The organism is Hominisplanchenecus murintestinalis (genome assembly GCF_943193015.1).
Taxonomy (GTDB): Bacteria; Bacillota; Clostridia; order Lachnospirales; family Lachnospiraceae; genus Hominisplanchenecus_A; species Hominisplanchenecus_A murintestinalis.
The window spans coordinates 24,610-45,383 of record NZ_CALPCM010000014.1 but is presented as its reverse complement, the minus strand read 5'-3'; the positions used below and the strand labels follow the sequence as shown (position 1 = coordinate 45,383).

Genomic DNA, 20,774 nt, shown 5'->3' with positions numbered 1-20,774 from the left:
TTCTCCGTGTGGCGCCGGATTGTAACACTTTATCCTTACTGTCTGTTACGCCGGATTTCACGCTTCGCCTGCTTATACTCCAGGCGGTTCAATTTATCAATCCGCTTCGCCTGCTTTGCCAGCACCTTTTTCATCTTCGGCGACTGCCCTTTCAGGCTGCTCCGCACCACCAGGATAATATACAAAACCCCCACTGCCGCCTGAACTGCCAAAATCAGCTTCTCCTTGTCCACACGTTCTGTCTCCACTGGCACCACCCCTTTCTGCATCGTACCATTAGTATAACATAAAATTGCCAAATTAAAACAGCCCTAATCTTATTGTTTTTCACAACGGACTTCTAAATATTACTATTCACTCCATTCACAGTAACTTTTATTTCGCCCATCCAAACGAGCACCGCACCGCCTTTTTCCATCCCTCCAGCAGCTCTTCCCTGTATTCCTGCGCCATATCGGGGCAAAATGTACGCTGCAGCGCCCAGTTCTCACACACATCCTCCTGGTTTTTCCAGACGCCCACGGAAAGCCCCGCCAAGTACGCCGCTCCCAGCGCTGTCGTCTCGATACACTCCGGCCTTGCCACCTGTACATTCAGGATATCTGCCTGGAACTGCATCAGGAAATCATTCGCACAGGCTCCGCCGTCCACTTTCAGAGTCTTTAAATGGATACCGGAATCCTTCTCCATCGCCTCAATCACATCCGACGCCTGATACGCCAGGGACTCCACGACAGCCCGCACCAAATGTTCCCTGCGCGTCCCTCTGGTCAGCCCCAGGATCGTGCCGCGGGCGTATGAGTCCCAGTATGGGGCGCCAAGCCCCGTAAACGCAGGCACTACATAAGTTCCATTGGTGTCCTTTACTGCCATACAATATTCCTCTGACTGCGCCGCCGTGTCGATGATGCGCAGCTCGTCACGCAGCCACTGGATCGCTGCTCCCGCCACGAACACACTGCCCTCCAGAGCATAGCGGATGTTTCCGTCCGCACTCGCAGCGATTGTCGTGAGCAGCCCGCTCTTCGACTCCACCGCCTTGCTTCCCGTGTTCATCAGCAGGAAACATCCCGTCCCATAAGTATTTTTCGCTTCCCCCGGCTCAAAACAGCACTGCCCGAACAGAGCCGCCTGCTGGTCTCCCGCTGCGCCCGCGATAGGGATTCCCCCGCCTAAGATACAATCCTCCGTATACCCATAGACCTCGCTGGAGGGACGCACCTCGGGCAGCATTTGCCGGGGAATCTCCAGTTTTTCCAGAATCTCATCATCCCACCGGAGCTTATGTATATCAAACAGCATCGTTCTTGATGCATTCGTGTAATCCGTCACATGCACTCTCCGGTTCGTCAGGTTCCAGATCAGCCAGGTGTCCACTGTCCCGAACAGCAGCTCGCCGCGCACGGCACGTTCCCGAGCCCCGCGCACATGGTCAAGAATCCATTTCAGCTTCGTCGCCGAAAAATACGCGTCCGGTATTAGTCCTGTCTTTTCCCGTATTATCCTGTCAAAGCCCTCTGATTTCAGCTCGTCCACCAGTTCTGCTGTCCTGCGGCACTGCCAGACGATGGCATTGCACACCGGCTTTCCCGTTTCTTTCTCCCACACAACCGTGGTTTCCCTCTGGTTCGTGATACCGATAGCCGCGATATTCTCCGCCCCGGCTCCAATCTTGCTCATCGCTTCTGCCGCAACGCTGATTTGAGAAGCCCAGATATCCATCGGGTCATGCTCCACCCAGCCCGGCTTCGGAAAAATCTGCCGGAACTCCTTCTGTGCCGTACTGCATGCCTTTCCCTGCTTATTAAACAGGATACACCGGGAACTGGTAGTCCCCTGATCCAGCGCCATAATATATTTCTCCATACCCTACCTCCAAAATTCAATAAAAAGTTGTGTTTACGCAAAGTCAAACAGCGACAGCTGGTTCGACTCAGGCAAATCCCCCAGCAGCCCCAAATCATCCATCAAATCTATCACCGTCTTGCTCACCTTTGTCCTGCTGCGGAAATCGTCTTTGGACAGGAACGGCCCGTCTTTTGCCGCTTCCTCCACAGCTTCTGCCGCCTTATCCCCCATACCCTCAATACTGCTTAAAGAGGGCATTAGCTTTCCGTCCACAATCTGGAAACGGCTCGCCTGCGCCGTATAAACATCAATCGGCGTGAACGCAAAGCCTCTGGCATACATTTCCTGGACAATTTTCATATCCTTTACCGTATCCTGCTCCTTATTCGTCAGTTCGCCCGCCCGCTGCTGGTACTGCTTCATGTAATGCTTCAGCTTTTCTTCCCCCTGGCACATCAGCTCATAGCTGAACGCCGAAGCGCGGATGCTGAAATATGCCGCATAGTAAGCCAGCGGATAAAATACTTTACAGTAGGCAATCCGGTACGCCATCATGACATATGCCGCCGCATGTGCTTTCGGAAACATATATTTAATCTTTTTACAGGACCAGATATACCAGTCCGGCACATCATGCTTCGTCATTTCTTCTTCCCATTCCGGCTTTAGCCCTTTTCCTTTCCGTACGCTCTCCATAATGGTAAAGCTCTCCTCACTGTCCAGCCCCATATGAATCAGGTAGGTCATGATATCGTCACGGGTACAGATTGCCGTGGAAATCGTCGCCTTCCCCTCCTGAATCAGCGTCTGGGCATTCCCCAGCCACACGTCCGTACCGTGGGACAGCCCTGAAATACGTACCAGATCCGAAAAGCTTTTCGGCTTCGTATCCACAAGCATCTGAATAACAAACTCTGTGCCAAATTCCGGGATTCCAAGCGCCCCGAGAGGGCATCCCCCTATCTGCTCCGGCGTAATCCCCAGCGCCTGCGTGCTGGTGAACAGTGACATGACCTCCGGGTCGTCCAGCGGAATCTGCTTCGCATCCAGCCCGGTCAAGTCCTCCAGCATACGAATCATCGTCGGATCATCGTGCCCCAGAATATCCAGCTTCAGCAGGTTATGGTCGATAGAATGGTAATCAAAATGGGTCGTAATAATATCTGTATTCTGGTCATTCGCCGGATGCTGCACCGGAGTAAAAGAATAGATTTCCTCCCCAATCGGAAGCACAATGATACCCCCAGGATGCTGTCCCGTGGTGCGCCTTACCCCCACGCATCCCTGGACAATCCGGTTAATCTCGCACACGCGCTTCCTCTGGCCTCTCTCTTCAAAATAATTCTTCACATATCCGAACGCAGTCTTATCTGCCAGCGTACCAATCGTCCCAGCCCGGAACGTCTGCCCTTTTCCGAAGATAACCTCCGTATAGCGGTGGGCATTTCCCTGATAATCACCGGAAAAATTCAAGTCAATATCTGGCTCTTTATTCCCTTTAAATCCCAGGAATGTCTCAAACGGGATATCAAACCCTTCTTTCATCAGCATCGCCCCACACTTCGGGCACACTTTATCCGGCATGTCACATCCCGCGCCTCCCGCATAAGGCTTTACATCTTCCGAATCAAACTCCGAATAATGGCATTCCTTACAATAATAATGAGGGCTCAACGGATTCACCTCTGTAATTCCCGCCATCGTCGCCACAAAGGACGAGCCTACAGAACCACGGGAGCCTACCAGATAGCCGTCGTCATTCGACTTCCACACCAGCTTCTGGGCAATGATATACATCACCGCAAACCCGTTGGAAATAATGGAATTTAATTCCCTCTCCAGCCGCTCCGTTACAATCTCCGGCAGCTCGTCTCCGTAGATTTCATGCGCCCTGTTGTAACAGATTCTTCTCAAGTCTTTATCAGAATCAGGAATCACAGGCGGGCATTTATCGGGCCGTACCGGAGAAATCTTCTCACACATATCCGCAATCTTATTCGGATTTGTAATGACGATTTCCTCTGCTTTTTCACTCCCCAGATACGCAAACTCCGCAAGCATCTCTTCCGTCGTCCGCAGATACAGCGGCGCCTGGTCGTCCGCGTCCGTGAACCCTTTTCCCGCCATAATAATCCGGCGGTACACTTCATCCTCCGGGTTCAGGAAATGGACGTCGCAGGTTCCCACCACCATTTTTCCGAACTGCTCTCCCAGCTTCACAATCTTCTTATTGATCTCAATCAAATCCTCCCTGGAAGTCACATTTTCAATCTTATCGCTGGCAATCATAAATTTATTATTCCCCAGCGGCTGTATCTCCAGATAATCATAAAAGTCGACCAGACGCGCAATCTCCTGGTCAGACCGTCCGTTCAGAATCGCCTGGTAAAGCTCCCCCGCTTCACAGGCCGACCCAATCAACAAGCCCTCCCTGTTCTCCAGAAATACGCTCTTTGGAATCAGCGGCCTCCTCTGGTAATACTCAATATGGCTTAAAGACACCAGGCGGTACAGGTTCACCCGCCCTGTATCATTCATGGCAAGGATAATTGCATGGTGGGAAGGCAGCTTCTTCACCTGTTCCTTAGAATTCCTCCCCAGCTTATTGACGTCATCCAGTTGAAACGCATCCCGCGCTTTCAGCATCTCAACGAATTTCACAAAAATCTCTGCCGTACACCCCGCATCGTCCACCGCACGGTGATGGTTATGCAGCGGCACATGCAGCGCCTTTGCCACTGTGTCCAGCTTAAAACGTCCAAGCTGAGGAAGCAGTACCCGGGCCAGCGCTACCGTGTCCACACTCGTAAATTCCCTCTCAATGCCAAGCCTTCTGCAGTTCTCCTCAATAAAACTCATGTCAAAAGAAGCATTGTGGGCGACCATCACGGCGTCCCCGCAGAACTCCAGAAATTCAGGAAGAACCTGAGCAATCTGCGGCGCGTCAAGTACCATATTGTCATTGATTCCCGTCAATTCCTCAATGCGGAACGGAATCGGTACATCCGGGTTGACAAATGTGCTGAATCGTTCCGTGATTTTCCCATTCTCCACTTTCACCGCACCGATTTCGATGATACGGTTCACACTGGGGCTGAACCCGGTAGTCTCCAGGTCAAATACTATATACGTATCATCCAAATTCTGGGCGTGGGAATTCACCACCATATCTTTCAAATCATCTACCAGATACGCTTCCACGCCATAGATCACCTTAAAATCACTGTCTTTTGGCACTGCATGGTTGGCCTCCGGAAAAGACTGCACCACGCCGTGGTCGGTAATCGCGATTGCCTTATGCCCCCACTCCATCGCGCGTTTCACGATATCCTTTACATCCGACACCCCGTCCATGTCGCTCATCTTCGTATGGCAGTGCAGTTCCACCCGCTTTTCTGGGCTGGTATCCTGCCTGCCCTTCCGAAAATCCGGGATTTTCTTAATACCCACCACTGAACCTATCGTGAGCTGCCCGTCAAAACGGTCAATCGTCGTCACTCCCTTCATTTTCAGGAATGCGCCCTTCTTCACATTTTCCAGAATCTCCGGCACCTGTTCATTTCTGGCAAACATCTTCACCACAATCGTATCTGTATAGTCCGTAATTTCAATGATAATAATCGTCTTTTCATTCCGGATTTCCCGGGTATCCAGCGCCTGAATCTGCCCGCGGACGACAACTTCTCCCATCTCACTCTGAATCTGCTCAATCGCAATGGCGTCCTCCTCAAAGTCGCGCCCATACACCACATCCGGGTTATCTGAACGCTTGACAGAGCTGTTTCTATAGCCGCCTTCCCTGGAAAATCCTCCCCGTTTCTCCTGAAATCCATTTCTTCCGGCAGTTTCTTTTCCTGAAACCGCTGTGTTCTTTCTCCCTGTTTCTTTTTTCTCTGTTTTCTTTTTCCCTTCCGGCTTTGCTTTTTCCGGCTCCGCATGTTCTTCTGGCATATTCTCCGCGCCGCCCGATGAAACCTGCTCCTGTATCGCCCGCACCTCCTGCTCTACGCGAAGCTCGCTGTTCCTGCGCGCCTTGCTCTCCTCCGGCTCCTTCAGGATCATATGGATTTTCAAGGACAGGCCGCACCGCTCGCAAAAAATCTTTTCCAGCACCCGCACCAGCTCGTCCGCTTTATCCTCCGCAACTACAGTACGCTCCACCGTCATATTCATACTGTCCCCGTCCACAAACTCACACACCGCCTGGCGGAACATATTATATTCAAAAATACTATAATCTTTCAGCTCCATCAGAATGCTGTCACGGTAAATCGGCATCAGCTTTTCCGCCGTATACTGACGGGAAAGGTGAAACTTCTCCAGCAGCTTCACCTCTATGTTCTCTCCTGAAAAGAACTGTTCCCGTATCGCCTGCTCTACCGCATAGACATACTGCTTGTGAATAAGCTTTTCACTGCTTATATACACCCGCATCCTGTCCCTGACAGAAGTAACGGTCACTTTCGTAACCGTCACCTGCGCAAAAAGACTATGCACCTGGGGATTCACCTCCAGATTTGGAAATACTTCAAAAAATGATTTTGCCATACGTTCTTCTTTCCGACGCACTTGCTGCGTCATTCTGGTGCATTTGTGAATTTACTTCCCTGCTTTATTCCTCCTCAAACTTCAAGATTTCCTCCCGCAGCGCACCCAGAAGCTCACCTTCCGGAACCTTACGGATAACCTCGCCTTTGCGGATTAATAATCCTTCGCCTTTCCCTCCGGCAATTCCAATATCTGCCTCTTTCGCCTCGCCGGGTCCGTTTACCACACATCCCATCACAGCCACTTTCAGAGTCTTGGGAATATCCTCTACCATATTTTCCACCCGGTTCGCCAATCCGATTAAATCTATCTGCGTCCGGCCGCAGGTCGGGCAGGATACCACCTCAATTCCTCCCTTTCGCAAGCCTAGCGTGCGCAGAATCAGCTTTGCAGACTTAATTTCCTCCAACGGGTCTCCTGTCAAAGATACCCGAATCGTATCCCCGATTCCCTGAGACAAGATAATCCCCAGCCCCACGGCAGACTTGATATTTCCGGAAAGAATCGTTCCCGACTCGGTAATCCCCACATGCAGAGGATAATTTGTCCTTTCGGCAATCTGCCCGTGAGCCTTCGCACACATCATCACATCGGAAGATTTAATGCTGATAACCAGATTGTCATATCCCATATCCTCAATCATATGCACCTTATCCAGCGCACTCTCTACGATCCCCTCTGCCGTCACACCATGATATTTCTCCACCAGCTCCTTCTCCAGAGAACCGCTGTTCACACCCACGCGGATCGGAATCCCTCTTTCCTTCGCCACATCCACAACAGCCTTCACCCTGTCCGCGCTTCCGATATTCCCAGGATTAATCCGAATCTTATCCGCCCCGTGCTCCATAGCCGCAACCGCCAGGCGGTAGTCAAAGTGAATATCCGCCACCAAAGGAATATGTATCCTCTTCTTAATCTCCCCCAGCGCTTTCGCCGCTTCCATCGTCGGCACAGCACAGCGGATAATATCACACCCTGCCGCCTCCAATTTCAAAATCTGTGCAGCCGTAGCTTCCACATCCTCAGTCTTTGTGTTCGTCATAGACTGCATTAAGATTGGATTTCCGCCGCCAATGCGTTTGTTGCCTATTTTAATTATTTTTGTATGTTCTCTATACATGAAATCCTCCTCTATTCTTTCAAATCCATAGAGCTTTCTTCCCTTTTTAAAATATTATAATTATGCCGCTGTATTTCCTGCATAAAATACAGCGGCATTCTTTCCATCATAAAATTATCCAAGCTCTACGCCTTTTCCATGCCTTACTCTATCACATGTATCCATCCTTCCGGCGCCTCAATACGCCCCATCTGGATACCGGTAAGGGTATCATACAGCTTCTGGGTAACAGGCCCCATCGCTTCCATCCCTGCCGGCAGGCAGATTTCTTTCCCGTGGTCTACGATTTTCCCTACCGGGGAAATCACGGCCGCCGTGCCGCACAGACCGCATTCTGCGAACTCTTTTACTTCTTCAAACGGAACTTCCCTCTCTTCTACTTCCAGCCCCAGATATTCCTTCGCAACATAGAGCAGTGAGCGCCGGGTAATGGACGGCAGAATACTTCCTGACTTCGGCGTTACGACTTTATTATCTTTCGTCACAAACAGGAAGTTCGCACCGCCTGTTTCCTCTACGTTCGTCCTGGTAGCCGCGTCCAGGTACATATTCTCATCAAACCCCTGGACATGAGCGTCTACAATCGCGTGCATACTCATGGCATAGTTCAGCCCTGCCTTAATATGTCCTGTCCCATGAGGAGCCGCGCGGTCGAAATCACTTACCCTGATCGTCAACGGACGGACACCTCCCTTAAAATATGGCCCTACCGGAGTCGTAAATACACGGAACTGATATTCATCCGCCGGCTTTACGCCGATAACCGGGTTTGTCCCAAACATATATGGGCGAATATATAAAGATGCCCCTGACCCATACGGCGGCACATAATCTGCATTCGCAGCCACGGTCTGGTGAACAGCATCCAGGAAACGCTCTTTCGGGAATACTGGCATTTCCAGCCTTTTGGCGGAATCCACCATACGGTCTGCATTCAAATCCGGGCGAAACGTAACGATACGCCCATCCTCTGTGGTGTAAGCTTTCAATCCCTCAAAAATCGTCTGTGCATACTGCAGAACGCCCGCGCACTCATTCAGCACGACATTCGCATCCTCTGTCAGCCTGCCTTCATCCCATTTTCCCTCTTTAAAGTCTGATACATACCTCATTGCAGTCATCTGATACTGAAACCCAAGATTTGCCCAGTCAATATTTTTCTTTGCCATGTTTATCCCTCCCATATTTTTATATTGTTTTCATTATAACGCACTTTTTCCATTGTGAACAAAAATTTTTATCTTTTCTTCTCATAGCGTACAAACGTATATTCCAAATCAAAATATGTCTGTTCTTCGCTCTCCCCGGTAATTTCCCATTCTCCCGTCTCATCCAGGTTCGGAAACCAGGAGTCCGCCGCATAAACGTGGTTTATCTTTGTCACATGCGCTACATCACAGTAAGGGAGCAGTTCCTGGTACACACTGTCCCCGCCAATCACATACACATCCTCGCTGCTATACTTATCCAGCTTTACCAGCAGTTCCGGCACTGAATGCACGACAATCGCATCTTTTACCTGGTAATCACGGTTTCTGGTAAGTACAATGTTTGTCCTGTTCTTTAGCGGCAGCCCGTTGGGAAAGCTTTCTAAAGTCTTTCTCCCCATTACCACCACCTTACCTGTCGTCGTTTCCCTGAAAAACTTCATATCTGACGGAATGCTCACCAGGAGCTTATTATCTTTTCCGATTGCCCAGTTTTCATCTACTGCTACAATTAAATTCATACGCACCTCCTACGCCTAAACCGCAACGGGTATATTTTTTATCTGCGGCCCCGTCACATAGTCTTTCACATACAAATCCTCCACGGTAAACTGATAAAAGTCCTGAATTTCCGGATTCAGCCATACCTTCGGCGCTGGATGGCTCTCTCTGGAAATCAGCTCTTCCACCATCGGCACATGCCTGTCATAAATATGGGCGTCCGCAATGACATGCAGAAGCTCCCCGGCCTCCATGCCGCACACCTGCGCCATCATCATCAGAAGCAGCGCGTACTGGCACACATTCCAATTATTTGCCGTCAGCACATCCTGGGAGCGCTGGTTCAGCACTGCGTTCAGAGTCAGCCGCTCTTTCCCTTTTTCCTGCGTCACATTAAATGTCATGCTGTAAGCACAGGGATAAAGGCTCATCTCATGCAAATCCGCATGGACATAAATATTTGTCATAATCCGGCGGCTGTAGGGATTATTTTTTAAATCAAACAGCGCCCTGTCCACCTGATCCATCATCCCTTCCCGGTAGGCATGCTTCACGCCCAGCTGGTAGCCGTAAGCCTTTCCGATGGAACCTTCTTCATCTGCCCAGGCATCCCAGATATGGCTGTTCAGCTCATGGACATTGTTGGATTTCTTCTGCCAAATCCACAAAATCTCGTCAAACGCGCTTTTCAGCGCCGTCTTTCTCAAAGTGAGGGCCGGAAACTCTCTCCTCAAATCGTAACGGTTCACCACGCCGAAACGCTTAATCGTATAGGCCGATTCCCCGGTATCCTTCCATATGGGGCGCACTTTTTCCCCCTCCGTGCTCACGCCGTTCTCAATAATATCATGGCACATGGCTGTAAATACCTGATCCGCATAGCTCATATGCTTTCCCTCCTTAATTCTTCAGTTTGGCTACGTTCGGGTCTTCTGCGAACCCCGAAGCATTATATAAAAACAGGATATCTGTATAATCCCTGCCCTCTCTATATTCCCTGAGGCTCTCATTAAAATACCTTAAATCCACAAAATCCACCTGGGAAAAATCCCGGAATGCAAACGGCAGAAAACTATTCGCATAGGAATCCTTGATAACAAGCAGCCTCCTGCCGCTTCCGTTTTTCACTGTCCCTTCTACTATGGGGTGGTTTCCTCCGAAAAACAGCGCGTACTTATCTTTCGTCTCCAATGCGCTCCACTCATAAATGTCTGTTTTCATCTCATTCCTGTTATATTCCACCAGATACGGAAACTCCTTCTTCGGCTTAAAAATTCCGATGGAGTCAAATCCCACGTCACCGCCGACTTTCGCCTCAATGGTTCCCTGAAACTCCTCTGTCACCGTCTGCACTTCATAGTCTGACAGCGAAGGCGGCTCAAATCCTTTCTCCTTTGCCCACGCAGCATACACATAGTATGCCGCCAGCGTTTTCCAGTGATGATCTGTCCTGTAATAAATCTCTTCGTCCGTGTGCTCCCTCAGCACCGCCGCACTGTCAAACCAGGTTCCTTCCGGCAGCGCCTCCTCTATTTTTTTCAGATAAACACTTTGATCATAAGGTGAAGCAAACGGGGGCAGTTTGTCTTTCAAAATCTCCACCGCATTTGGCACGATCATAGCCGTGGCCCGTCCTTCCCCATAGCGCGCTTTCATCTCCTTCATAAAACCAGCCAGATAAGAAATATTATCTTCCGCCCGCTTCTCCGTAAAACTTCCTGTGTGCTTCTCTATCAGATAGCCATCCGCAGCAAAATAAATATCATTGCTCTCCTGTTTGAGCATCGCCCGCTCCGCTCCCGTTTTCAGGCCAATCCAGCGATCCCTGCCCACGAACTGATCCGTAATATACGACTCATAATCCTTTGCAAACTCCCCGCTAAAATACGCTTCCAGTGAAAGCTGGGGCATCTGCGCCAGGCTCCGGTTCTCCCTGTCGGAAAATTCCTTCTTCGGCGCAAAAATACTTGCCAAAGCCATGCCAAATATCAGCACAAGAAATAGAAAAATAATAATCTGGTTTTGTCTTTTCTGTCCCATTCTTTCCTCCGTTAAAACCTAAAATACAAAAACGGGTTATACGTAGCATCTACCAGATACGCCACAGAAATCACAAAAATTCCTGCACAGAACGTACATCTGAGGACCATCTGTACAGCGCCGCCCTCCCGGAAACAGGTAAGCAGCCTCTCCCCCCACCGTTTCGGCAGGGTTGTGCATCCCAATACCAGAATCACCAGCAGTACTGCATAATTATATAGAAGATATATCGTTTCCGTATTGAACATTCCTGCCCCATAGCCTCCAAACATAGCCTTCAGATACGAACCGCAAAGCGTCAAGTCCTCACATTTAAAAATCACCCAGCCAAACACTACAATCAAAAGGGTATACAGGTTCTGAAAAATTCCCGGCAGTTTCTTCACCCATTTCCCAATCACAAACTTTTCCAATATCAAGAAGCATCCATAGTACAACCCCCACAGCACATAATTCCAGCTCGCGCCATGCCAGATTCCGGTAAGTATCCAAACCACGAAAATATTCCGCACCTGCTTCGCCATTCCCCTGCGGTTCCCGCCCAATGGAATATATACATACTCACGGAACCAGGAACTGAGAGAGATGTGCCAGCGCCGCCAAAACTCTGTGATACTTTTCGCCACATAAGGATGTTCAAAGTTCTCCAGGAAATGAAAACCAAACATCTTTCCCAGCCCGATTGCCATATCCGAATACCCGGAAAAGTCAAAATAAATCTGGAACGTGTACGCTGCCGCCCCCAGCCATGCCGTGGCCACCGGAACATTCTCCATAGGCATCGCCATGACCGTATCGCAGAGGACGCCGATATTGTTCGCCAACAGAACCTTCTTTCCCACACCCGCCATAAACCTCTGCACGCCATAAGCAAAATCATCCACACTCTCTCGGTTTTTCTGCATCATCTGCTCTGCAATGGTCTTATACTGCACAATAGGCCCCGCAATAAGCTGGGGAAACATAGAAACATAAGTGCCATAGTTAATCCAATTGCGCTGTACCTTCGTAGCTCCCCGGTATACATCCACCGTATAAGACATGGTCTGGAAGGTAAAAAAAGAAATACCTATGGGCAGCGGAACCCCAGGCATCGGCAGGCTTACTCCCAGCCCCCCATTGATAGAGCCTATGATAAAATCCGCATATTTAAAAAACGCAAGTATTCCTAAATTTACCGTTACGGAAAATGCCAGTGTAAATTTCGCTTTTTTCAGCTTTCCCTGTTCCTTAAACTTGCTAATCAGACGCCCCATTGTATAATCCATTGTGATGGAAAACAACATCAAAAATACATACCTCGGCTCGCCCCATGCATAAAAGAACAGGCTGAACACAAACAGAATCAGGTTCCTGACCTTCCTCGGAGCCGCAAAGTACAAAACCAGAACTACCGGAAGAAACCGGAACATAAAAAGCAGGCTGCTGAAAACCATATATTACCTCACATTTATCTTTTTCATTAATTTTCTTTAAGATTCGAAAAAACTATTTACAATTAACGGGTTTATTATATAATAGAGGGGAAGAAAAGACAAACGAATTTTTCATTAACTGTTACGGGAAGTGAACTTCCGATATATACTATAATGACGCAGCATGTGCGCCAGAAAGAGGAAAATATGCCACACCAGAAGAAACGAAAGCGGCAACAGCCAGGCCGTTTTCTTAGTTTGCTTATATTAATTTTTATCGCATTGCTTGTGTTCGAAGGAAACCTCCTGATTAATATTTTCAAGAAGGACAGCCTGACTACACAAGTAAATGCCCAGATTGACGAGCTGCTTGCCAGCACCGCCGGACGTACCAAAGATACAGAAACCGAGAGCGAGACAAAAGCTCCCGCCCCGGCTGTCACTACGGAACCGCCTGCCCAGGCCGAAACACTGCCGACAACGGTCAGCGATGCCCTTGTGCCGGAGCAGAATATACCGATAGACGATTCCTATTTCTCAGACGCTGTTTTTATCGGCGATTCCCGCATGGAAGGCTTCCGCAACCAGTCAGGAATCACCCAGGGAACATTCCTGACCGGCGTGGGCATGAATGTTACGGACATTTTCACCCAGAAATACATACATCTATATAATGAACAGATTACCGTGTATCAGGCGTTGTATAACACTGATTATAAAAAGGTATATGTCATGCTGGGCACAAACGATTTAGGCGAACCGGATTTCAATGATTTTAAGGAAAACTACAGAGTTTGCCTGGGAGAAATCAAGAAAATGCTTCCTGACGCCATTGTCTATGTCATCAGCATTGCATACGTAGAAGAAGCCAAAGTTGAAGATACATCCTACGTAAACAACAAAAACATCACTACGGCCAATGAAAAAATCCTGGAATTGTGCGAAGAACAGGGATATCATTATATAAATATCAACGAAGTGCTTTCCGACGGAAACGGAGCCCTCACCGAAGGAGCGACCAGCGACGGTGTCCACATGTATGACACCTACTGTAAAATCTGGCTGGAATACCTGAAAGACCATTATATTTTGGAAGAAACGCCGGCGGAATCCACAACTCCTGAAGCTGAGACGCAGACGGAAAGCCAGACAGAAAGTCCCGCACAGCCTCTGTAAACAGATTGTAACTGCCCAAAGCCAGGCCAAGCTATGCCGAAAGCCCCGGACAGTCACTATAAATTTTATATTATAACAAAAAAGGAGAATCTTAACATGAAAAAATATTTATCTTTAACTTTTGCAGCTATTATGCTTGTTCTTTCGCTGACTGCCTGCGGCGGCAGTTCATCAAAAGAGGTGACAGCCAGCGCTTCTGATTTGGCAAAACAGCTTTCTGAAACAGTCAGCGACGGCACCCTTTCCTCTGAACCGGTCATTGCAGATATTCTTGCTTCTACTTATTTCGTAGATATGGAACAGGTAGAGGATAGTTCCGCTTACCTGAGCACCGGAGCAACCGCTTGTGAAGTTGCCGTAGTAAAGTGTAAAGACAGCAGCTATACTTCGGAAGTGGCAGACCTCTTTAAATCACGCGTAACAAGCCAGTCTGAACTGTTTGCCAGCTACGCGCCGAAGGAAGTAGAAAAGCTTGACAGCGCTATCATCAAAACCTCCGGAAATTACGTAGTTCTCTGTGTGACAGATGACGCTTCCAAAGCAGAAAGCGTATTAAAAGACGCAGGTTTCTAAGCCTCTAAACTCTAGTGGGCGGCTGTTTTTTCACAGCCGCCCATCTTTAAACCGTTTCTATACTGCCCGCGCCAAATCCTATCAAACAGACTATCCGATGCCTTCCAGGCTTCTCTCTAAAATTCCATTCATATACGCAATCAATGTCCCATAATTCGTAATCGGAACCCCTGCATCACATGCACACCCCAGTCGATAACGCATCTCCCTTTCATTCAGCATACAGCCCCCACAATGTACAATCAGTTTATAAGACGACAGGTCTGCCGGGAATTCCATACCGCTGGTAAACGAAAATTCCGGCTCTTTTCCCGTATGTCTGCGAATCCACATCGGAAGCTTCACCGTACCGATATCATTACACTGCCGGCGATGCGTACATCCCTCAGAAATCAAGATTTTATCTTCGTCCTGAATACTCTCCAGCGCCTTGACCCCATCCACAAAAGGTTTCAGCTCTCCTTTATACCGGGCAAAAAGAATAGAAAATGAGGTCAGGGCAATATCCTCCGGGGTTTCTTCCGCCACCCTCTGGAACACCTGGCTATCAGTAATCACCAGTCTGGGCTTTTTGCCCAATGTCTCTAAAGTAGTTTTCAGCTCATTTTCCTTCACCACAATAGAAACCGCCCCTGCTTCCAAAGTATCACGGATTGTCTGCTGCTGTGGCAAAATCAGCCGCCCTTTGGGAGCCGCTTTATCAATCGGTACCACCAGCACCACAAAGTCCGAAGGTTCCAGCAAATCCGCTACAATCCTGCGCCCCTGGCTCCTGTCCGGTATCTGACACGCGACAAGGGTCTTTAGATCCTCTATATTTTCTCCTGTAGTACTGCTGACCGCAAGATAATTCTTTCCTTTCGGCAGCGCCCTTGAAGCCAAATCACTCTTATTAAACACTACAATCCAAGGTATCTCTTTTTCCCTGATTCTGTCAAGCAAACGCTCATCTTCCGTGCTCATCCCCTGTGTTCCGTCTACCACCAGCAACGCAATATCTGTCCTGTTCAGCACCTGATAGCTCTTCTGCACCCGCAGTTCCCCAAGCTCGCCTTCATCATCAATCCCCGGCGTGTCAATCATCACCACCGGTCCCAGCGGAAGCAGCTCCATCGCTTTAGACACCGGATCCGTGGTCGTCCCCTTCACATCCGACACGACGGCAAGGCTTTGCCCTGTCAGCGCATTCATAACACTTGATTTTCCTGCATTTCTCTTTCCGAAAATGCCAATGTGTATCCGTTCTGATGATGGCGTGCTGTTCATTTTCCTTACCTTCCTTTCTATAGTCAGAACCGGAAATCTCTTTTTCCCTCCGAAATTTCCTGCAGATGGCGCTTCGCGATTTCCCTCGTCTTTTCTCTGGGTACTTTTTCTATCTCACATGCAATCAGCTTTTCCCCTAATTTTTTCGTGTCTTCAGAAGCATAATCCTCCAGATATTCTTTCAAAGTCATCAGCGCGTTCGGATGACAACAGTTCTGAATCTGCCCGCTCTTACACAGGCTCATAAACCTGTCCCCGGTGCGCCCTTCCCGGTAGCACGCCGTACAGAAGCTCGGAATATACCCAAGCTGCATCAGCCAGTTTACCACCTCATCCAGAGAACGCGTATCACTTACGTCAAACTGCGCCGAGTTCTCTTCTTCCGCCTCCTTTTTTGCATAACCGCCTACACTTGTCCTGGAACCGCCGCTAATCTGAGACACGCCCAGATGCAGCAGTCTTTCTCTGCACTTTCTGCTCTCCCTGGTAGAAACAATCATTCCCGTATATGGTACTGCAATACGGATGCACGCCACCAGTTTTGCAAAAGTATCATCATCAATCCCATTATCAAAAGAATCCGCATCAATATCATCCGCATGGCGGATTCTCGGCACACTAATCGTATGCGGACCCACGCCATGAACCGCTTCCAAATGCTCTGCATGCATCAAAAGCCCAGCGAATTCATATCGGTAAAGCTCTAACCCGAACAACACGCCAATGCCCACATCATCAATACCGCCCTCCATCGCCCTGTCCATAGCTTCTGTATGATACGCGTAATCATGTTTCGGACCTGTAGGATGAAGTTTCTCATAGCTTTCCTTGTGATACGTTTCCTGAAACAGAATATATGTCCCGATTCCTGCTTCTTTCAATTTCCTATAGTTTTCCACTGTAGTGGCTGCTATATTCACATTTACCCTGCGGATAGCGCCATTTTTATGTTTCATGCTATAAATCGTCTGAATGCTTTCCAGCACATACTCAATCGGGCTATTCACCGGGTCTTCCCCCGTCTCCAATGCGAGCCGCTTATGTCCCATGTCCTGGAGCGCAGCCACCTCCCGGCGGATTTCCTCCTGCGTCAGCTTCTTTCTGGCAATGTGTTTATTCTTCGCATGATAAGGACAGTAAACACATCCATTTACACAATAATTAGAAAGATAAAGCGGAGCAAACATAACAATCCTGTTTCCGTAAAAATCTTTCTTAATCTGCTCTGCCAAAGCATAAATTTCCTGATTCTTTTCCTCAATCGCGCAGTCCAGCAGTACGGCTGCTTCCCTGTGGGAAAGTCCCTTCCTCTCCCTTGCCTTATCCAGTATCTGCTGAATCAGTTTCTCATTGTATTTGTTCTCCTCCGCATAAGACAACGTGTCTATAATCTCTTGATGGCTGATAAATTCCTCCGCTTTCATGGATTTTGTATCATACATTCCAATCCCCCCTGTATTTAAAAACTAAAATCCCATACTCTGTCAAATAGTATACATGAAGCCGGAGAAGATTACAACTTCCCCGGAGATAAATTGCCACAAAAAGACACGTAACAATTCAGTCCTCCGAAATGTTACGTGTCTCTTCTTTAACGGGAAATCTGCTTTATTCTGGCGTAAATACCTTCAGCATCCAAGCCGTATTTGTGAAGCAGTTCAAGCGCCGGGCCTGATTCACCGAATACATCATTAATTCCTATCTTTACTACTCTTGTGGGCGCTTTCTCGCTCAGGCAGTCGCACACTGCGCTCCCCAGCCCCCCGATTACGGAATGCTCCTCTACGGTAACGAGCAGCCCTGTTTCTTTTGCTGCCTGCACAATCAGTTCTTCATCTAAAGGCTTAATTGTATGGATATTGATGACCTTCGCGTGTATGCCTTCAGCCTCCAGCATTTCGGCTGCTTCCAGGGAAACTGCTACCGTCAGCCCTGTAGCGACAATCGTCATATCCTTTCCTTCGCGAAGTACGATACCCTTTCCAAGTTCAAATTTATAGTCCGGCCTGTCATTAATGACCGGAACCGCCAGACGGCCGAACCGCAGATACACCGGACCGTCATATGCCGCCGCCGCTTTCGTAGCCATCTCTGCCTCTATAACATCTGCAGGATTGATAATCATCATTCCGGGAATCGCCCGCATCAGGGCGATATCTTCATTGCACTGGTGAGTAGGACCATCCTCACCGACAGAAATGCCTGCGTGGCTGGCTCCGATTTTCACATTCAGATGTGGATATCCGATGGAATTCCTCACCTGTTCAAATGCGCGTCCTGCTGCGAACATCGCAAAAGAGCTTGCAAAAGGAATCTTTCCCGCCGCAGCCAGTCCTGCCGCAATACCCATCATATTCGCCTCCGCAATCCCGCAGTTGATATGACGCTCCGGAAAGACTTTCTGAAACATTCCTGTCTTAGTTGCTGCTGCAAGGTCTGAGTCCAAAACCACGATTCTTTCGTCCTCTTTTCCCAGTTCAATCAACGCCTTGCCGTAGCCCTCTCTTGTTGCACTCCTCTTTATTTCTGACATAATGCTTCACCTGCTTTCTCCAATTCTGCCATTGCCTCTTCATACTGTTCATCATTAGGCGCCACACCATGCCAGGAAACCTGGTTTTCCATAAAGGACACGCCTTTTCCCTTAACAGTCTTTAAAATAATGACTGCCGGCATTCCTTTGACACTGCGCGCCTCATCAAACGCCGCTTTTAACTGCTCCATATCATTCCCATTTTCTACACAAATGGTATGGCAGTTAAATGCTTCAAACTTCTTATCTATCGGATACGGTGAACACACATCTGCCACGTCCCCATCAATCTGAAGTCCATTATTGTCCACAATCATTACAAGATTATCCAGGTTCCGCGCACCTGCAAACATAGCTGCCTCCCAGACCTGTCCCTCCTGGATTTCTCCGTCGCCCAGCAGTGTATACACACGATAAGTATCCCCGCTCATCTTCGCCGCAAGCGCCATGCCTACAGCCGTAGATACGCCCTGCCCTAAAGAACCGCTGGACATATCTACACCCGGAATTCCTTTCATATCGGGATGTCCCTGCAGGTAGGAACCCACATGACGCAGGGAAATCATATCTTCTACCGGGAAAAACCCTCTGTGCGCCAGCGCTGCATAAAGTCCCGGAGCCGCATGCCCTTTCGAAAGCACGAAACGGTCTCTGTCCGGCTTGTCCGGATTCTCCGGATCTATGTTCATCTCTTCAAAATACAAATAAGTAAATACATCTGCCGCCGACAGCGACCCACCCGGATGTCCCGCCCGGGCGCTGTGCACGGAAGCTACAATATCTTTACGTATTTTATTGGCCATTATCTGAAGCTCAAGTTTGTTCATGCAAATTTCTCCTTTACTCATTCAGCATCTGCAGCTATCCGGGATAATCGACACACTCCGACTCCCCTGCCAAAGTGATTATACTCTATTTCCCCGTTTTTGAAAATAGGAAAACAAAAGTTTTTCTAAAGAGCCTGCCAAAATAAATTTCAGGGTTGAATAAATCAAGGCAATGTATTATAACTATAGAAAAAAGTTTTTCAATTCCCAGCGAAAGAAAAGAGGACAAGCCATGAGCACAATGAACCTGACACTGTTAACTGATTTATATGAACTTACCATGATGCAAGGCTATTTCAAAAGCCATGCTGCAGAAACGGTGGTTTTCGATGCTTTTTATAGAAAAAATCCCAATGACGGCGGTTTTGCGATTGCCGCAGGACTGGAGCAGGTAATTGATTATATCAAAAACCTGCGTTTCTCAGATGATGACATTTCCTATCTCCGCAGCCTGCACATCTTTGAAGAAGATTTTCTTGAATACCTGAGTAATTTCCGTTTTTCAGGCGACATTTACGCCATACCGGAAGGAACGGTTGTATTCCCCAGAGAGCCTTTGATTAAAGTAGTTGCCCCGATTATGGAAGCACAGCTGGTAGAAACTGCTATCTTGACTATTATCAACCACCAAAGCCTGATCGCCACGAAAGCCGCACGGGTTGTTTATGCCGCAAAGGGCGACTCCATCATGGAATTCGGCCTGCGCCGCGCCCAGGGTCCGGACGCCGGGGTATACGGCGCACGCGCTGCTATGATTGGAGGCTGTGTGGGAACTTCCAATGTACTTACCGGACAGCTTTTCGACGTCCCTGTTATGGGCACTCATGCCCACAGCTGGATTATGAGCTTTCCTGACGAATACACGGCTTTCCGTACGTATGCAGACCTCTACCCTGATTCTTGCTGCCTGCTCGTTGATACTTACGACACCTTAAAGTCCGGCGTACCAAATGCCATTCGCGTATTCCAGGAGATGCGGGATGCAGGAATCCCGCTGAAAAAATATGGCATCCGCCTGGATAGCGGTGATTTGGCATACATGTCCAAGCAGGCAAGAAAGCTTCTGGACGCCGCCGGTTTTAAAGACGCTTACATTGCCGCTTCCAGCGATTTGGATGAATACCTGATTCAAAGCCTGAAACTACAGGGCTGCAAGATTTCTTCCTGGGGCGTAGGCACTAACCTCATCACTTCCAAGGACTGCCCTGCTTTCGGCGGCGTGTATAAACTTGCTGCTATCAAAGATGAAAGCACCGGAAAATTCATTCCGAAAATCAAGCTTTCCGAAAACACGGAAAAAATTACAAATCCCGGTGATAAGACAATCTACCGAATTTATGACAAAAACCACGGAAAAATCAAAGCAGACCTGATTGCCCTGGCACACGAAACTTTTGATGAGGCCAAAGACATGATTATCTTTGACCCCCTTGCTACCTGGAAAAAGACAAAGATTAAAGCAAATACCTACAAACTTCGTGAACTCCTCGTCCCAGTGTTCAAAAACGGCGACTGTGTCTATACTTCCCCAAGCGTCATGGAAATCCGTGACATCTGCCTGAAGGAACAGGATACGCTCTGGGATGAAACAAAGCGATTCGTAAATCCTCAGACCGTATATGTAGACCTTTCGGATGAGCTTTTCCGCACCAAATCCGAACTTCTGGAACAGATGAGTAAGGATTCGCTGGAAAAGAAATAAAGGACAGCTATTTT

The 20,774-nt window shown here is 48.6% G+C and carries 16 protein-coding genes; 3 read left to right on the top strand and 13 right to left on the bottom strand.

The window, feature by feature from the left end; translation table 11 throughout:
- Nucleotides 1-35 precede the first annotated feature (35 nt).
- From NFR99_RS07165 to NFR99_RS07125, 9 genes are all read right to left on the bottom strand, one after another.
- Entirely contained in the window at nucleotides 36-299 is a 264-nt protein-coding gene (locus NFR99_RS07165; protein WP_251353295.1) for a hypothetical protein, read from the bottom strand.
- Between the two features lie 76 nt (nucleotides 300-375).
- Complete coding sequence (glpK, locus tag NFR99_RS07160) at nucleotides 376-1,866, bottom strand: glycerol kinase GlpK (RefSeq protein WP_251353294.1); 1,491 nt, start codon at nucleotides 1,864-1,866, stop codon at nucleotides 376-378.
- 33 nt (nucleotides 1,867-1,899) lie between these two features.
- A complete protein-coding gene (locus NFR99_RS07155; RefSeq protein ID WP_251353293.1) occupies nucleotides 1,900-6,396 on the bottom strand; it encodes a PolC-type DNA polymerase III in 4,497 nt (1,498 codons plus the stop codon).
- A gap of 64 nt (nucleotides 6,397-6,460) precedes the next feature.
- On the bottom strand, nucleotides 6,461-7,519 hold the full coding sequence (gene ispG, locus NFR99_RS07150; RefSeq protein ID WP_251353292.1) for a flavodoxin-dependent (E)-4-hydroxy-3-methylbut-2-enyl-diphosphate synthase: 1,059 nt from the start codon (nucleotides 7,517-7,519) through the stop codon (nucleotides 6,461-6,463).
- Between the two features lie 143 nt (nucleotides 7,520-7,662).
- Nucleotides 7,663-8,688, bottom strand: a complete 1,026-nt coding sequence (locus NFR99_RS07145; protein ID WP_251353291.1) for a branched-chain amino acid aminotransferase — start codon at nucleotides 8,686-8,688, stop codon at nucleotides 7,663-7,665.
- Between the two features lie 68 nt (nucleotides 8,689-8,756).
- Nucleotides 8,757-9,248 (bottom strand): dihydrofolate reductase, encoded by a 492-nt coding sequence (locus NFR99_RS07140; protein WP_135976160.1) that lies wholly within the window; start codon nucleotides 9,246-9,248, stop codon nucleotides 8,757-8,759.
- 15 nt (nucleotides 9,249-9,263) lie between these two features.
- The gene (gene thyA / locus NFR99_RS07135; protein WP_251353290.1) at nucleotides 9,264-10,115 is read right to left on the bottom strand and encodes a thymidylate synthase; all 852 of its coding nucleotides are present in this window, start codon (nucleotides 10,113-10,115) and stop codon (nucleotides 9,264-9,266) included.
- 13 nt (nucleotides 10,116-10,128) lie between these two features.
- Nucleotides 10,129-11,268: a DHHW family protein gene (locus NFR99_RS07130; protein ID WP_120484174.1), complete on the bottom strand. Its 1,140-nt coding sequence runs from the start codon at nucleotides 11,266-11,268 to the stop codon at nucleotides 10,129-10,131.
- 11 nt (nucleotides 11,269-11,279) lie between these two features.
- Nucleotides 11,280-12,704, bottom strand: coding sequence for an MBOAT family O-acyltransferase (locus NFR99_RS07125; protein WP_251353289.1), 1,425 nt, complete (start codon nucleotides 12,702-12,704; stop codon nucleotides 11,280-11,282).
- A gap of 237 nt (nucleotides 12,705-12,941) precedes the next feature.
- On the opposite strand from NFR99_RS07125, the gene NFR99_RS07120 reads away from it, so the two are divergent.
- Nucleotides 12,942-13,859, top strand: coding sequence for a GDSL-type esterase/lipase family protein (locus tag NFR99_RS07120; RefSeq protein WP_158604880.1), 918 nt, complete (start codon nucleotides 12,942-12,944; stop codon nucleotides 13,857-13,859).
- Nucleotides 13,860-13,955: 96 nt separating this feature from the next.
- Nucleotides 13,956-14,432, top strand: a complete 477-nt coding sequence (locus tag NFR99_RS07115) for a DUF4358 domain-containing protein (RefSeq protein WP_158604879.1) — start codon at nucleotides 13,956-13,958, stop codon at nucleotides 14,430-14,432.
- A 90-nt stretch (nucleotides 14,433-14,522) separates the two neighbouring features.
- Here the strand turns inward: NFR99_RS07115 and hydF are convergent, their stop codons facing one another.
- The 4 genes from hydF to NFR99_RS07095 all read right to left on the bottom strand — a co-directional run bounded on the left by hydF (nucleotide 14,523) and on the right by NFR99_RS07095 (nucleotide 19,058).
- Entirely contained in the window at nucleotides 14,523-15,698 is a 1,176-nt protein-coding gene (hydF, locus tag NFR99_RS07110; protein ID WP_251353288.1) for a [FeFe] hydrogenase H-cluster maturation GTPase HydF, read from the bottom strand.
- A gap of 23 nt (nucleotides 15,699-15,721) precedes the next feature.
- Nucleotides 15,722-17,140 (bottom strand): [FeFe] hydrogenase H-cluster radical SAM maturase HydG, encoded by a 1,419-nt coding sequence (gene hydG, locus NFR99_RS07105; protein WP_120484169.1) that lies wholly within the window; start codon nucleotides 17,138-17,140, stop codon nucleotides 15,722-15,724.
- Between the two features lie 149 nt (nucleotides 17,141-17,289).
- A complete protein-coding gene (locus NFR99_RS07100; RefSeq protein WP_251353287.1) occupies nucleotides 17,290-18,231 on the bottom strand; it encodes a transketolase family protein in 942 nt (313 codons plus the stop codon).
- The gene (locus NFR99_RS07095) at nucleotides 18,219-19,058 is read right to left on the bottom strand and encodes a transketolase (RefSeq protein WP_120484167.1); all 840 of its coding nucleotides are present in this window, start codon (nucleotides 19,056-19,058) and stop codon (nucleotides 18,219-18,221) included. The genes NFR99_RS07100 and NFR99_RS07095 overlap by 13 nt, the downstream gene beginning before the upstream one ends.
- Nucleotides 19,059-19,290: 232 nt before the next feature.
- On the opposite strand from NFR99_RS07095, the gene NFR99_RS07090 reads away from it, so the two are divergent.
- Nucleotides 19,291-20,760, top strand: a complete 1,470-nt coding sequence (locus NFR99_RS07090) for a nicotinate phosphoribosyltransferase (protein WP_135976158.1) — start codon at nucleotides 19,291-19,293, stop codon at nucleotides 20,758-20,760.
- Nucleotides 20,761-20,774 lie beyond the last annotated feature (14 nt).